Here is a 15301-nt window from a genome sequence, read left to right on the forward strand (position 1 = left end):
GTCAGTCGTGCGTGCGCTGCTGCCAGAAGGTCATGGCAAGCTGCTCCAGATGCGTGCGCATGGCTTGCTCGGCGCGGTCGGGGTCGCGCGCGGCGATGCCTTCATAGATCGCCTTGTGCGCCTCGAAAGCCGTCTTTTCCTGCCCCTTGGCAGCAAGCGTGACGGTGCGCTGTTCCTTCAGCCATTCCGAAATCTGGTCGTGCAGCGCGATGAAGACTGGATTGCGCGCCATCTTCGCCAGTTCGAAATGGAAGGCGATGTCGGTCGAGGTAAACCGCTCGCGGTTGCCTATTGCTTTGCGATTGGCTTCGAGCGCAGCCGCCAGCGCCTCAAGGTCCATGGCCGTCGCGTGGCGGGCTGCCTCGCGCGCCAACCCGACTTCGAAGAACAGGCGAGCGCCCTGGAAGTAGCGATGCCCCTCCTCGGTCGAGAGCATCTGGCGCACCGCCGGGGCCATGCCGGTGAAGATATGCGAGGCGGTCGGCATCAGTACCTTGGCGCGCGCGCCGTTGGTGAGTTCGACGAGCCCGGCTTTCTGCAGCGAGATCAGAGCCTCGCGGATTGCCGGCCGGCCGACGCCGAAGCGCATCTGCAGGTCGCGCTCGGGCGGCAGTTGATCGCCGGGCTTCAGTTTGCCGGACAGGATTTGCGCCTCGAGATGCGAGGCTACGTGCTCGAAGAGCTTCTTGCGTTCTATGACGAGAGGGTCGACCATAGACCTTTCATACCATCATACTTGACAACCATGCAACTGCTTGCAAGGATGACGGCAAGATAAACCAAAACAAGGCCGGATCGGCGAACGGCTTCGTTCGCCGAAAGCGCGTTTCCGACAGCGATCGGAAGCGATGGCACGGCCTTGCCAAAACACCCCGTGGCGGGTCAGGGAGCGAGAAGACATGCGGATCGCCATTTTGGGCGGCGGCGGCGCGATGGGCGGCATTTTTGGCGGATACCTAGCCCGCGCCGGCAATGACGTCACGCTGATCGATGTGTCGAAGCCTGCCGTGGCGGCAATCAACGACAACGGCCTGACGATCGAGGAGAAGGACGGCACTCAGCCGATCATCCGCGTTCCCGCAAGCACGGAGCCTTCCAAGGTCGGGCCCGTCGACCTCATCATCAATTTCGTTAAATGCTACCACACCGATGCCGCGGTCCGCGCCGCGGCGCCGATGATCTCGGGCGATACCGCGGTGCTCAGCCTGCAAAATGGCTGGGGAAACGCACCGCGCATCGCCGGCATTGTCGGCGAAGACAAGGTGCTTGTCGGCCTGACCTATCACGGCGGCACGCTGCTTGGTCCCGGCAGGGTGAAGCATCCTGGTGTGGGGATGACCTATATCGGCGAGCTGAGCGGCAAGACGACGCCGCGTCTGGACAAGGTGATCGAAACCTTCCGCGCCGCGCAGATCGAAACCACGAAATCGGAACGCATCCTGGACGAGGTCTGGAAGAAACTTGCCTTGAACGCCTGCACGCTGCCGGTCGCCGGCCTGCTGCATTTCATGTCGCACGAACTGGTCGCTTTTGACGGGACCAAGTCGCTGATGGCCGCGATCCTCAAGGAGGTCGTGGCCGTTGCCAATGCGCAAGGCATTTCGCTCGATTACGACGAACGTTGGGCGGCCATCACCGGATTGCTCGAGAAGGCGGTTGGCGGCAAGGCGTCGATGCTGCAGGACGTCGAGGCCAGGCGCCAGACGGAGATCGAGGTGATCAATGGCGCCATCGTCGATGCCGGCAAGCGCATCGGTGTGGCGACGCCGGTCAACGACACGATGGTCTGGATGATCCAGGCCAAACAAGCCCACTATCTTCAGGCAAAGGCATAACGATGCCGGCCTTGTCGTTCAGCGTTTGAGGCTTGAGATGGCGGCGCGCCTCGAAGTCTCGCAGCTCTCGAAATCGTTCCCCGGCGTGAGGGCGCTCGACGACGTATCGATGACGGTTGAGCCCGGCGAAATCCGGGCTCTGCTGGGCGAGAATGGCGCCGGAAAGTCGACGCTCGGCAGGATCGTCGCCGGTGTCTATGCCCGCACCAGCGGCGAGGTGCGCCTCGATGGCGTCGCTCTCGGCGAACTCGATGAGAAAGCGGCCGGCGAACTCGGCATCGGCATCGTCCATCAGGAAGGCTCGCTGGTGCCGCAGCTCTCGGTCGCGGAGAACATCTTTGCCGGCCGGCAGCCGACGAAATGGCTCGGCCAGGTCGATGTGAGACTGATGCGTGAACGAGCCCATGCTCTCATCGCCCAACTCGGCGTTGCCATCGATCCAGCGATGAAGGTGGCGTTCTTGTCGCCGGCCCAGGCGCAGATCGTCGAGATCGCCAAGGCGCTGTCGCGCGAGTTGAAGCTTTTGATCCTTGACGAGCCGACGGCGGCCCTGACCCTGACCGAAACCGAAAAGCTGTTCGAGATCGTGCGTCAGCTGGCCAGGGACGGCGTTTCGGTCATCTATGTATCCCACCGCCTCGCCGAAATCTTCTCGCTCTGCAATTCGGTCACTGTGCTGAAGGATGGGCGGCTGGCGGGCACCCGAAAGGTCGCCGAGACCACGACGGACGAATTGATCCGGCTCATGGTCGGGCGCGAGGTCCATCTCGCGCGCTCGGCTTCGCCACGGCAAGTGGGGCCGATCGTTCTTGAGGCCAATGAGATCTCCGCGCCGCCGCTTGTGCGATCGGCTTCGATCACCGTGCGTGCGGGCGAGGTCGTCTGCCTGGCCGGATTGATCGGCTCAGGGCGGAGCGAATTCTGCGAGGCCATCTTCGGTGCCAGGGCCCGCAGGGCCGGTGAAATCCGCATCGCAGGCGCGCCGATCAACCCGCAGGGACCATGGGACGCCAAGCACGCCGGCATCGGCATGGTGCCGGAAGATCGCAAGACCTCGGGCCTCTTCCTGGGAATGGATCTCGTCAACAACATCGCCGCAACGGTCCTGTCGAAGGTCTCGTCGGGCGCCAATTTCTCCAACATGAAGGCCGAGGCGCTGGCCGGCAACTTCATCAGCGAGCTGCGCATCTCGACGCCGAGCGTGCACAAGATCGTCGGCGAGCTCTCCGGGGGCAACCAGCAGAAGGTGCTGCTGGCAAAATGGCTAGCCATGGAGCCCCGCCTGCTCATCGTCGACGAGCCGACGCGCGGCGTCGATGTTGGCGCCCGCTCCGAAATCTATCGTCTCCTGCGCGGCCTCGCTGAGCGGGGCGTGGCGCTATTGGTCGTCTCTTCGGATCTGCCCGAGGTGCTCGCGCTCGCGGACCGCATCGTGGTGATGGCCGAAGGCCGAACAGTCGGAGAACTCGCCGGCGAAGGCGCGACCGAAGAGCAGGTTCTGCGGTTGGCGACCCGGTTCACATCGTCCGTGGCGGACGTACGCAAGGAAGCGGTTGGAGCATGAGCTTGGCACAGATTTCCCGCAACGAAGCGCAGGCGCCGGTGGAGCAGCGCGAGGCCTTGCCGCTGCGCATCGTGCGCCGGCTGGCCAATTCGCGCGAGCTGACATTGTTCGTTCTGGTCGTGCTGCTGGCGCTGGCGATGACCATCGTCTATCCGCACAATTTCCCGACCGGACCGAATATGCGGGCCGTGCTTTTGAACCTCGCGCCCGTCGGCATCCTCGTCTGCGGCATGATGCTCCTGATGATTGCGGGCACGTTCGATCTTTCGGTCGGCTCGACGCTGGCGCTGGCCGGCGTATGGGCCGGCGTTGTCGCGGGCTGGTGGGGCTGGCCCGCCGAGGCGGCTCTCCTCATCGGTGTCGTGGTCGGGGCTGTGGCGGGGCTGATAAACGGGCTGATCGTCACCCGCATCGGCATCAACGCGCTGATCGCGACGCTCGGCACGCTGACCATCTACCGCAGCCTCACCTATGTGACGGCCGGAACGGGCGTCACCCCGATCTCGGACAGCTTCGCCGAGTATGGCCGCGCCGCCGATCCGATCCTGCGCATCCAGTCGCCGTTCTGGGCAATGCTGGTTCTTGTCCTGATCGGCGGCTGGCTGATCGCCCGCACCCGCTTCTTCCGCCAGTTCTATTTCGTCGGCGGCAATCCTCGTGCGGCGCAATTGTCGGGCATCCGCGTCGACAGGCTGATTCTCATCGGCTTCGTGATCATGGGTGCGCTGGCGGGTATCGCCGGCGTGCTTGGGGCGGCGCGGCTGAACAGCGCGGTCGTCAATGCCGGCGTCGGCATCGAACTCAAGGTCATCACCGCGACAGTGCTCGGCGGCGCCAGCCTCAAGGGCGGCGAGGGCACGGTTCTGGGCGGCATTCTCGGCGTGCTTTTCATCGCCCTGATCGAGAACGCCATGATCATCAATGCGGTCGGCGTGTTCTGGCAGGGACTGGTCGTTGGTCTCGTCCTGCTGTTCGCCGTCTCGCTAGATCGCTTCAAGACCGCGGGCCGCGCCTGATCGGGCAGCAAGCGGGGGAAATCCGGCCAGAGCCGGGGGAACTGCAAAAACTGGGATCAGAACCCAATCAGGAGGAAACAGGAATGGACTCTATGCTGAAATCGACATTGATCGCCTTGGGCATGACGGCGCTTGCATCGGCCGTGACGGCACCTGCGCGCGCGCAGGAATCATCGTTTGGCCCCGCCGACGCCAAGGAGACCTACTACTGGATTTCCAACAAGGCCAACCTTCCGCTCTTCGTGCAGTACGACTATGTCGGCATGAAGAAGATCGCCGAGGAACTCGGCGTGAAAGTGGTCGTTGCCGGGCCGACCGATTTTGACCTGCCGGGCTTTATCGCCGCAGTCGACCAGGTCTGCGCGCAGAAGCCAAATGGCGTGTCCGTGGTGGGTGGCTGGGATCCGTCTCTGACGGAATCGGTCAAGAAGTGCCTGGAACAGGGTGTGCCCACCGTTGTCGACGACGGCGATCTGCCGGACTCGGGCCGCTTGGCTTACATCGGCACGAACTGGACACAGGTCGGCGTCGCGCAGGCCAAGAAGATAATGGAGAAGCTGCCCAGCGGCGGCAAGCTGGCCATGATGTCGATCATCAATGCCGGCAACATGCGTGAGGCGGTCGCTGGCTTCAAGGCCTATATCGAGGCCAATGGCGGCGGCAAGTACAACATCGTTTCCAACGAAGATGACGGCGGCGACGCGCAGAAGGCCGCGCAGGTGACGGCCGCGATCCTGGCCGCCAATCCGGACATCGCCGGCATCGCCGGCTTCGACTCGGAGTCCGGCGCCGGCATCGTCACCGCATTGCGCGAGGCCGGCAAGAATCCAGGCGACATCAAGGTGACCGCGATGGAGCAGACGCCCGACTTCTTCAAGACAGCCAAGCAAGGCTGGGTCGACGGCATCGTGGTGCAGAACCGCGAGCTTTTCATCTACTACGCCGTCAAGATCCTGCACGACTACAACCACAACGGTCTGAAGTCCGCCGGCCTTGGCGCCGCCGACGGCGGTCGTCCGGTCCCGGACACGCTCGACACCGGCGTGCTGCTCGTCACCAAGGACAATGTCGACAAGGTGACGGCCGCGCTCGGCGTCAAGTAGTCGATCTGCACGAGGGCTGTCGCCCCCTTCCTCCGGCGGTTCACCCCTGCCGCCGGAGGCACCTTTGAAGCGAACCAACCCGATCAAGTCGCGACCATGGCCGCAACAGTGACACCACAGACGATACCGGACGACGTGGACATCCACGATCCTGCGTTCGTCGCCGATCCATTCTCGGCCTTCGACAGGCTGCGGCGCGAATGTCCGGTGGCCCGGTCGAACAGGCACGGGGGTTTTTGGCTGCTGAGCCGCTATGACGACGTGCGGGCCGCGGCAATCAATTGGCGCGACTACACATCCAGCGTTCCCGGCGTGACGGCCATTCCCGTGATCACGCCGCGCACCGAACCCCAGTTGCCGATCGAAGTCGATCCGCCGCGGCACTCGCGCTACCGCGCGCTGGTCAATCCGGTCTTTGCCCCACATCGTGTCGCCGCCATCACGCCGCGCGTCAGGGCGCTGGCCCGGTCCCTCTTCGAGAAGATGGCTGCGAAGGGACAGGCCGAGATCGTTGCCGAATTCTGCGTGCCGGTTGCCGTCGCCTCGCTGGCGGCCTTCACCGACGTGCCGCTGGAAGATTCGGACAGGTGGATCGGCTGGATCACCAGCATGTTCAACATGAGCGACCCTGCAGCCGGCGCGGCTTCGAGCCGTGAACTCAACGCCTATATCGAGAAGCTGATCGCGGCGCGGCGCTCCAAGCCGACCGACGACTTCATCAGCATGCTGATTGCGGCCGAGATCGATGGCGAACGGCTGGACGACAATCAGATACGCTCATTCATGACCGTCGTCTTCGGCGCAGGTTTCGAGACCACGGCGGATGGTCTTTCGGTAATGCTGCACTGGCTCGCCGAACACCCGAAGGCCCTGGAGCGGCTTGCCGAGGAGCCAGCGCTCGTTCCCACCGCGGTGGAGGAGTTCCTGCGCTATTCCTCGCCGATCGAGATTTTCGGCCGCAACGCCTCGCGCGACCTGTGCCTGCACGGTCGCAATATACGCGAGGGCGATATTGTGGCGCTCGGTTTCGGCTCGGCCAACCGAGATCCATCGGTATTCGAAGCGCCGAACGAGCTGCGCCTCGATCGCAATCCGAACAAGCATCTCACTTTCGGGGCCGGCCCACATCTTTGCGCCGGTGCGGGTGTAGCGCGCATGGAAATGGCGGTGACACTTGAGACGCTGATCGAAGCCCGCTTGAGCCTTGCGCCTGACACGACGAAAGAGCTTCGCTGGAAGACACGCGGCGATCGGCACGGACTTTCCTGCCTGCCGCTCAAGATCGACACGAGAAAGACGAGTTGAACCGATGACGCTTCGACCCACGACCCGCATCCGCTTCCACGGCGTCGCCGCCTACGAGATTCTGACCGAGAACGGCATGCGCATATTGTGCGATCCCTTTCTCGATCAGAACCCCGGCGCCGCAACCAAATCCACCGAATTCGACCACGTGGATCTGGTGATCGTTAGCCATGCGGCCTTCGATCATCTGGGCGACACCGACAAAATCGCTGCCAAATATGGATGCCCGGTCGTCTGCGGCGGCGAGGTGAAGGCCTGGCTGATGGACCGCGGCATCCCCGCAAACCAGATTCGTGCAACCACCTGGGGCATCCGTGTCAAGGTGGCGGGCATCGAGATACAGCCGCTCGAATGTCACCACTGGTCGCAGATCAGGTTGAAGGACAATTCCTTCATATCAGGCGTGCCGATGGCCTTCATCGTCTATGCCGACGGGCTGCGTTTCTACCACTATGGCGACACAGCCATCTTCTCCGACCTGAAGCTGCAGGGCCAACTCTACAAGCCGAATGTCGGATGCATCGGCATCGCCAATCCGCAGGAGGTCCTGCATCTCAATCCGATGCCTGGCGAAATGCTGACGGGCGAGATGAGCCCCTATGAGGGGGTCCTTGCGACCCAATGGCTCGGGCTCGAGACCGTGCTGCCATGCCACTACATCACCCTCGACGGCGACAAGGATGTCGCCGACTACATGAAGCATCACGGCGCGGCGAGGGCGCGCGGCGAGCCTGTCGCCGACCCCTATCTGCTTCGGGCCGGCGACTGGATCGAATTCGACGCGGAAGGCAGGGTGGTGCGCCCCGCAAAGGCGGCATGATGCAGGCCGCCATTTTCGATCAGCCGCGGTCGATCCGCATCGCCGATGCGCCGAAGCCGCTCCCTGGACCGGGCGAGGTGCTGGTGCGCGTCAGGGCAGCGGGCCTGTGCGCCGGCGATCTCTACATCTACACCGGCAAAAATCCTTACGTGATCTACCCGCGCATCGGCTGTCACGAGATCGCCGGCACGGTCGAGGCTTACGGTCAAGGGACCGCCGGTCCGAAGGTCGGGACGCGTGTCGTCGTCGACCCGTTCATAGGCTGCGGCCATTGCTATCCTTGCCGGGTCGGCAAGCGCAATTGCTGCGCCAACCTCACCATTATCGGTGTACATCGCGAGGGCGGCTTCGCCGATTTCGTCACCGCGCCCGCGACCAATTTGAACCCTGTGCCGGACGGGCTGACCGATTTCGAGGCGGCATTCGCCGAGCCGGTAGCCATCGGCGTCCAGGGTTGCCGGCGTGGAATGGTCACCGCCGACGACACGGTCCTCGTTCTTGGCGCCGGTCCGATCGGTCTGGCGATCGTCGAGGTCGCGCGGGCGCTCGGCGCCAAAGTCTACGCAACCGACCTTTCGGCGGAGCGGCTGTCCACCGCCGCGGACATGGGCGCAACTCCGATCGCCGGCGGCGCGGGCCTGCTCGAGCGCGTGCTTGAGATCACGAACGGCGAGGGCATGCCGGTCGTCATGGAGGCGACGGGTGCGGCACCAGCGATGGAACAGACCATCGACCTCGTCGCCGCCGGCGGCCGCATCGTCATCCTCGGCCTCGTCAAGAAAGGGCAGGGCGTCACGTTTCCCGGCCTGGATTTCACCCGCAAGGAAGTCACGATCCTTGGGTCGCGCGCGTCCGTCGATTGCTTTCCCGAGGCGCTCGATCTGCTTGCGTCGGGCAAGATCCACTATCCCAAGATCGCCAGCAGCTTCTCGCTGTCCGAGGCTCCTACCGTTTTCAAAACACTCGCTGACAATCCGATGGCCTTGCACAAGGCTGTCTTCGTTTCGGAGGCCGTATGAAATTCGTGACTTTCTCCCATAAGAAGGCGGAGCATCACCACCACGCCGGCGTCCTCGACGGCGAGGAGGTGGTGTGCCTCACCGAAGCCGGGCTAGCGGCGTCGGTGCTCGACATCGTGCAGGGCGGCAAGTCGGCGCTCGACAAAATTCGCGGCGGACTTACCCAGGCGCCGCGCTATGCGCTTGTCGATGTCATGCTCGAAGCCCCCATCCGCCCCGGCAAGGTTCTTTGCTCCGGCATCAACTACAAAGGGCATGCCGAGGAAAATCCTAACGCCAAGATGCCAACCGAGCCGTTCTTCTTCGCAAAGCTGCCGTCATCGGTCGTCGGGCCGGACGTGGCGGTCGAGAAGCCGGTTCGAACCGAACAGATGGACTACGAGGTTGAATTCACCGCCGTGATCGGCAAGCGCCTGCACAAGGCCGCGGAGGCCGATGTGATGCCGGCGGTCTTCGGCTACACGCTGCTCAACGATATCTCGGCCCGCGACGTTCAATTCAAGGACAACCAGATTACCATCGGCAAGAATTTCGCCGGCTTCGCGCCGATCGGCCCCTGCATCGTCACTGCCGATGAACTGACCAGGCCGGATGATGTGGCGCTGAAGACCCGGCTCAACGGCAAGCTGCTGCAGAATGGCAGCACGTCCGACTGGCTCTTCTCGCTGCCGCGGCTGATATCCTTCCTCTCACACTATGTGCCGCTTGAGCCCGGCGATCTCGTCTCGACCGGAACGCCAGCTGGCGTAGGCGCCTTCCAGAAGCCGCAGATCTTCATGAAGGCGGGCGATATCGTCGAGATCGAGGCGACTGGCATCGGCGTGCTCAGAACGCCGATCGTGGCCGGATAGAGGTATGGCCCGCCCTTTGCGCATTGGTGTGATCGGCTGCGGCTTCTTCGCGCAGAACCATCTGCATTCCTGGCGCGACCTCGCCGAAACGGGAGCGCAACTCGCCGCCGTTTGCGATGTCGATGCCGGCAAGGCGCGCGCGGCTGGGGAGCAGTTCGGCGTGTCGTTTTACTCGGACGCCGAAAGCATGCTCGAGGCTGAGCGTCTCGACGTGGTCGACATCGTCACACGCCATGACACGCACAGGCTGTTGGCGGAGATCGCCATCGCGCATCGCGTTGCCGCGATCGTCCAGAAGCCGTTCGCGTCGACCTGGCAAGACTGTGTTGCGATCGTCGAATCGGCCCGCAAGGCAAATGTATGGCTTGCAGTGCACGAGAACTTCCGGTTCCAGGCGCCGATGCGCGTGGTCCGCAAGGTGATCGACAGCGGCGCCATCGGAACGCCGAGTTGGGCGAGGATTCGCTTCAGGACCGGCTTCGATGTCTACAAGACCCAGCCCTATTTCTATGACGAGGAGCGGCTGGCGATTGCTGATGTCGGCATCCACATGCTGGACCTTGCGCGCTTCTTCCTCGGCGAGGTCGAGCACATATCCAGTGAAGCCCAGAAGCGCAATCCGCGCGTTCGCGCCGAGGATACGGCGACCATGCTGCTGCGCCATGCAAGTGGCGCGGTGTCGGTTGTGGAATGCACGTACGAGTCGCGACGTCTGCCCGATCATTTTCCTGAAACGCTGCTGGTCGTTGAAGGTCCCAAGGGCGCGATTTCGCTTGGAGCCGGCTGCAGGATAACGGTGACGAGCGATGGCAAGACCTGGACGCAAGATGCTGGCGCGCCGCTCCTGACCTGGACCGGTCATCCCTGGCATGTCGCCCAGCAAGGCGTGATCGGCGCATGCGGCCATTTTCTCGACTGTCTGCAGCGTGGCGTCCCAGCCGAAACCAGCGGTGAGGACAATCTCAAGACATACGCGCTGGTCGACGCCGCCTATCGCGCCGCGGACGAACGGCGCGCCATTCAACCCATGCAATGGAATCCCATTCACAACGGAGAGCCTGGATGAGCATGCTTTCCGAAGCGGCCTTTGCGCTGACCGTTGTTTTCGAGCTCGTCGAGGGGACCTTTCCCGAGTTCTACCGGCTCGTTTCGGAGAATGCGGCGTCATCTGTCGAGCTTGAGCCGGGATGCCTGCGCTTCGATGTGCTGACACCGCTGGGACCCCAGAAACCGTCGCAGATCTTCCTCTACGAGATCTATTGTGATCGCGCAGCCTTCGACCTGCATCTTGCTTCCGAGCACTATCGCAGCTTCGATGCCAGCACGCGCGACATGGTGAGCAGCAAGACGGTCGTGACATACAAAGTCGATGAGAACTTCAAGCAGGCGAAGCTGTGACAGCCGATCCGGATCCTGTGGCGCTCTACGGCACCGACGAGCCCCTGCCGGAACGACGGCTTCTGACTGCCGGATCGCTGACCGCTATCCTTGAGGACGGCAATCTGCGGACGATTTCCTTTGCCGGCGTCGAGGTGGTTCGAGCGATAAACTATCTCGCGCGCGATTCATCCTGGGGGACTTACAAGGCCGAGCTCTCCAATGTCTCTGTGGCGACGGAAGGGGACTCCTTCAAAGTAGGCTACGATGGACTCTGCAGCGGTCCGCAAGGCCGCTTTGCTTATCGAATGACGATTACCGGCGACGCTTCGGGCGAACTCAGCCTGGAGGCCGAAGGTGTTGCACTCACCGATTTTCCGACAAACCGCACAGGCTTCGTCGTGCTTCACCCTGCCGAGGCAGCGGGCGGAAAGCTTTCCATCCGGCACAGCAACGGAATGATCGAAGATACGATTTTTCCCTCTCAGATCAGTCCGGATCAGCCTGCATTCGACATTTCGGCGCTGACGCATTGCCCGGCACCCGGCATGACCTGCACCGTCGCCATGGAAGGCGATGCCTTCGAGATGGAGGACCAGCGCAACTGGACGGACGCCTCTTTCAAGACCTATATCCGGCCACTTTCAAAACCCCGTCCATATATCATTCGCAAGAATACGCAGGACCGTCAGTGCATCACTGTTTCCGTGCGCGCCGATGCGTCGGCAACCCAAAGGACAACCGGCGGCGTTGTAACTCTGACGCTTGGCGGACCTGCTGGACGCATGCCATCTATTGCTTTGTTCCTCGATCCAGACGATTTGCCTGACGCGACGGCCAGCGCATCTTTGCTTGGGCCGGTTCCGGAGATCATTGTTCGCTTCGACAGCGCGCGCGGGCATGACGCTCGGATGCTGCGCAAATCAGCCGACCTTGCGGGTGCGCTCGGCGCCCGATTGGCCGTCGAGGCGGTTGTTGAAACGGTCGATCCCTCAGCAGAAGCAGCGGCCATCGCCGATGCGATTCGTTTGTCCAAAGTCGAACCTAGCGCGCTGCTGGTTTCGCCCCGGCGCGAATTCAAGACGCGGCCCTCGAACCATTTGCCTACAGGCGAGCGGCCCGTCGGCGAACTGGTCGATGCGCTCAAGGCAAATGGCATCGATTGCCTGATAGGCGCGGGAACTCCCTCCCTGTTCACCGAATTCAACCGCAATCCGCCGAGCGGAGATGCGGATTTTGTCTTCTTCGGCAACAGCGCGATCGTACATGCCGCCGACGAGCAGTCGGTCATGGAAACCCTGACGGTCTATTCAGCCGTGATGGAGACGGCGCGGCATTTATGTCCTGGCAAGTCGATCTGGCTGGGACCGTGCACGATCGGTATGCGACATAATCCTTACGGACAGTCAGTTGCGGCCAATCCTGACCTTATCCGGATACCTGCCGCCCGCATCGACCCGCGCCAGCAAGCATTGTTCGGTGCCGCCTTTGCCGTCGGCGTGGCGACCCAGGCAGCCGCGACAGCCGCCGATCGATTGATATTGGCAGCACCGACCGGACCGTTCGGGCTTTTGAATGAGGATGGCACCCCGCGATCGTTACAGGCCATCCATGCCCAACTCGTGGCTGCAGCAGGAACCCAGCGCTACGACGTCTCGGTCAATCATTCGGCAGTGGCGGCCGTCGCTTTTCAGCTCGCCGACGAAATCCGCATCCTGGCGGCAAATCTAACGCCGGCGCCGATCGAGATTGCGTTGGCCCCGACGGCAAAACTTCAAGGCGTCACTTGCGACGATCCGGAACTGGTGAATTCTCATCGGGCCAGCCACTCAGTAGGACCATACCGCTCTGTCGCTTTTCAGGTTGCCCGACACGGGAGACGAGGTAGGGGGCCTTGACGAGCCCTACAAATTCGGCCCGGCGACCGATATCGTCGAGCTTCCCGTCACCTGGGGGCTGGACGATTATCCGGCCTTCGAGGTCGTTGCCGGCTGGAACCAGGGCTATTCGAATCCGCGCGACATCGAGGAAATCGGGTGGGATGACTTCCGGTATGCGCTCGAGAACTGCAAGGGCGGCATCTACACGCTCACCATGCATCCCGAATTCATCGGCCGCGGCCATCGCATCATGATGCTCGACCGGCTGATCCAGCGCATGAAAGCCTGCGCGGGCGTGCATTTCACCACGCTCGGCCCTTATGCCGCCGAATGGAATCGCAGAACCCGCTCGAAAAATGGAAGTCGGAAAACCCGATGCGCACCGGCGTCAACAGCTTCCCATCGCTCTGACCGGCCGTGGGTGGCTACGGCAACAGAACGAGCGCCCCGCTGGTCTTGCGGGTTTCCAGGTCTCGATGGGCGTCCGCGGCTTTGGCCAGCTCGTAGGACGCTGGCTGCCCGATCCTGACGGCGCGCTGGCGAAATGCCGTAAAGAAGCGGCCGACATGTGGCGCGAGCTTCTCGGGGGTGTCGGTGTAATGAGCATAATTGGGCCGCGAAACGGTGATCGACTTCGAGGCCAGGCGGTCGATGTCCCAGGCGCCGACCGGCCCCGATGCCTGGCCGAAGCTGACGAGATGACCGCGTGTGGCAAGGGCCGCGAGCGAGCCGGCGAAAGTATCGACACCGACGGCATCGTAAATGACGTTGGCGCCTGCGCCGGCGGTCAGCCGCATCACCGCCTCGCTGAAATCCTCCCGGGAATAGACGATGACATGGTGCGCGCCAAGACGCTCGACGATGCGCGCCTTGTCATCGCTCGACACGGTTGCGATCACGGTTGCGCCGAGATGGCGTGCCCATTGCACCAGCAACTGGCCGATGCCACCGGCGGCGGCGTGGATGAGCACGACCTCGCCTGGCCGAACGGCATGGACGTCGTGCAGGAGAAAACTGGCTGCCACGCCCTTGAGCAGGCTCGCGGCGGCGACCTCGTCAGAAATGTCGTCCGACAGCCGCACCAACAGGTCGGCCGTCATGTTGCGGCGCTCTGCATAGGCGCCGACCGGCGGGCAGGCATAGGCCACCCGATCGCCGACCGACAGGCCGGATATTGCCGCGCCGACAGCCTCGATGACACCTGCCGCTTCCATGCCGGGAACGCCCGGCGGCCGCAGCAGATCGAAGAAGCCAGTGCGGCAATAGACGTCGATGAAGTTGACGCCGATCGCCATGTGGCGGATCCGCACCTCGCTGGGCGCCGGCGGCGGCAATGCGATTTCCTTCAGCTCCAGCACGTCCGGTCCGCCATAGCGCTCGACAAGGATCGCGCGCGTCGTTTCTCGTGTGTCCCGGGGCGGTGCGAGGATCGACGGCGCGGGGATCGAACGGGGTGCCACGCCTGTCGGCGTCGACGGCATGGTTGCCGGCGACGGCCTTGCCTCGGCCGGCATGGCGGCGTCGCGACGTCCGAGGAGATTGCGGATCGCGGCAAAGCCGGCACGATAGATATCTTCGGCGACCAGCTTCACCAGTTCGTCGCGGCGATGCGCTGGCGGGTGGAATTCGGAGCGCCATTCCCAGAAGGTGGCGTTGCCGTCGGTCACCGGCTTCAGCCGTATCGACGCGACATAGCCCATCAACGGCAGCGGCGCCTCGAGCAGGCAGTAGCTCAGCCGGCGCTCCTTGTCGGACAACGCCAGAAGCTGCTCGCGCAGTTCGCCGCCGTCGGCCAGACGGAAATGGCGCACGGCGCCGACCGCGTCGGCCGGCTCGCCGCCATCGATCTCGCTCGACGCGATGGCCGGGTGCCAGCGGTCGTGGCCGTTGAAATCGCGCAGGATGGCCCAGACCTCCTCGATCGGGGCATTGATGATCGTGCTCTGGCGGACCTGGACCATTCGCGGCGGTCAGCGTCCGAAGCGCTGCTTCAGCGCGGTAAGCGCGGCCTGGAACACGCCGCTGCCTATCTGTTGCGTCAGCGCTGCCTCGCGCTCGGGGGCGCAATCGAACTCGGCCTGCCATTCGGCCAACGTCAAATTGCCGTCGGTTATCGGCGTCAGCGACAAGGTGGCGACATAGTTCTCCACCTGCATCGGACTCTCCAGGATCGCGTAACTGCAGGAGAGGTCGTAGTCCGACAACGCCAGCAGTCGTTCGCGGATCCGTCCGCCGTCCTTGAGCGTGAAACTGCGGATGCAGCCGATCCGGTCGGCATGCGCATTCTGCTCGATGCGGCTCTCGGCCACGAAAGGCGCCCAGTCCGGCAAGCCGTTGAAGTCGCGCACGACCTTCCAGACGTCCGCGGCCGGGGCCGGGATGACCGAGGAGACATAGACCTTGGTCATGCTTGCGAGCCGGCCGTGGGCATGGCGGTCCGAGCATTTATTGTCTTGCGCTGCGCCAGATCGACCCCCACTCCGTCGAGCTTCGCTCGACACCTCTCCCCCGATCGACGGGGGAGAGGAAAG

The 15301-nt window shown here is 63.3% G+C and carries 15 protein-coding genes; 12 read left to right on the plus strand and 3 right to left on the minus strand.

Annotated elements, in window-relative coordinates; all coding sequences use genetic code 11:
- Position 1: 1 nt before the first annotated feature.
- The gene (locus tag FJ414_RS09495; protein ID WP_140643820.1) at positions 2 to 715 is read right to left on the minus strand and encodes an FCD domain-containing protein; all 714 of its coding nucleotides are present in this window, start codon (positions 713 to 715) and stop codon (positions 2 to 4) included.
- Positions 716 to 899: 184 nt separating this feature from the next.
- Between FJ414_RS09495 and FJ414_RS09500 the strand changes: the two genes are divergently transcribed.
- From FJ414_RS09500 to FJ414_RS09555, 12 genes are all read left to right on the plus strand, one after another.
- Positions 900 to 1835, plus strand: a complete 936-nt coding sequence (locus tag FJ414_RS09500) for a 2-dehydropantoate 2-reductase (protein WP_140643824.1) — start codon at positions 900 to 902, stop codon at positions 1833 to 1835.
- A gap of 37 nt (positions 1836 to 1872) precedes the next feature.
- Complete coding sequence (locus FJ414_RS09505) at positions 1873 to 3399, plus strand: sugar ABC transporter ATP-binding protein (RefSeq protein ID WP_140643826.1); 1527 nt, start codon at positions 1873 to 1875, stop codon at positions 3397 to 3399.
- A complete protein-coding gene (locus FJ414_RS09510) occupies positions 3396 to 4415 on the plus strand; it encodes an ABC transporter permease (protein WP_140643828.1) in 1020 nt (339 codons plus the stop codon). Before FJ414_RS09505 ends, FJ414_RS09510 begins: the two co-directional genes overlap by 4 nt.
- An 83-nt stretch (positions 4416 to 4498) precedes the next feature.
- Positions 4499 to 5518 carry a substrate-binding domain-containing protein gene (locus FJ414_RS09515; protein WP_140643830.1) on the plus strand — a complete coding sequence of 340 codons (1020 nt, stop codon included), beginning with the start codon at positions 4499 to 4501 and terminating at the stop codon, positions 5516 to 5518.
- A 96-nt stretch (positions 5519 to 5614) separates the two neighbouring features.
- Entirely contained in the window at positions 5615 to 6823 is a 1209-nt protein-coding gene (locus FJ414_RS09520) for a cytochrome P450 (protein WP_140643832.1), read from the plus strand.
- Between the two features lie 4 nt (positions 6824 to 6827).
- A complete protein-coding gene (locus tag FJ414_RS09525; RefSeq protein ID WP_140643835.1) occupies positions 6828 to 7643 on the plus strand; it encodes an MBL fold metallo-hydrolase in 816 nt (271 codons plus the stop codon).
- Complete coding sequence (locus FJ414_RS09530; protein WP_140643996.1) at positions 7643 to 8662, plus strand: zinc-binding alcohol dehydrogenase family protein; 1020 nt, start codon at positions 7643 to 7645, stop codon at positions 8660 to 8662. The genes FJ414_RS09525 and FJ414_RS09530 overlap by 1 nt, the downstream gene beginning before the upstream one ends.
- On the plus strand, positions 8659 to 9513 hold the full coding sequence (locus FJ414_RS09535) for a fumarylacetoacetate hydrolase family protein (protein ID WP_140643837.1): 855 nt from the start codon (positions 8659 to 8661) through the stop codon (positions 9511 to 9513). The genes FJ414_RS09530 and FJ414_RS09535 overlap by 4 nt, the downstream gene beginning before the upstream one ends.
- A 4-nt stretch (positions 9514 to 9517) precedes the next feature.
- Entirely contained in the window at positions 9518 to 10579 is a 1062-nt protein-coding gene (locus FJ414_RS09540) for a Gfo/Idh/MocA family oxidoreductase (protein ID WP_140643839.1), read from the plus strand.
- Positions 10576 to 10911, plus strand: a complete 336-nt coding sequence (locus FJ414_RS09545; RefSeq protein ID WP_246672354.1) for an antibiotic biosynthesis monooxygenase — start codon at positions 10576 to 10578, stop codon at positions 10909 to 10911. The genes FJ414_RS09540 and FJ414_RS09545 overlap by 4 nt, the downstream gene beginning before the upstream one ends.
- Positions 10908 to 12788, plus strand: a complete 1881-nt coding sequence (locus tag FJ414_RS09550) for a hypothetical protein (RefSeq protein ID WP_140643843.1) — start codon at positions 10908 to 10910, stop codon at positions 12786 to 12788. The genes FJ414_RS09545 and FJ414_RS09550 overlap by 4 nt, the downstream gene beginning before the upstream one ends.
- Complete coding sequence (locus FJ414_RS09555) at positions 12754 to 13299, plus strand: hypothetical protein (protein WP_140643847.1); 546 nt, start codon at positions 12754 to 12756, stop codon at positions 13297 to 13299. The genes FJ414_RS09550 and FJ414_RS09555 overlap by 35 nt, the downstream gene beginning before the upstream one ends.
- On the opposite strand, the gene FJ414_RS09560 is transcribed toward FJ414_RS09555, so the two are convergent.
- Positions 13196 to 14731 (minus strand): SRPBCC family protein, encoded by a 1536-nt coding sequence (locus FJ414_RS09560; RefSeq protein WP_140643849.1) that lies wholly within the window; start codon positions 14729 to 14731, stop codon positions 13196 to 13198. The two genes, FJ414_RS09555 and FJ414_RS09560, sit on opposite strands and share 104 nt — an antisense overlap.
- 9 nt (positions 14732 to 14740) lie before the next feature.
- Complete coding sequence (locus FJ414_RS09565; protein ID WP_140643851.1) at positions 14741 to 15178, minus strand: SRPBCC family protein; 438 nt, start codon at positions 15176 to 15178, stop codon at positions 14741 to 14743.
- Positions 15179 to 15301: the final 123 nt, after the last annotated feature.

The sequence above is a fragment of the Mesorhizobium sp. B3-1-6 genome (genome assembly GCF_006439555.1).
Taxonomy (GTDB): Bacteria; Pseudomonadota; Alphaproteobacteria; order Rhizobiales; family Rhizobiaceae; genus Mesorhizobium.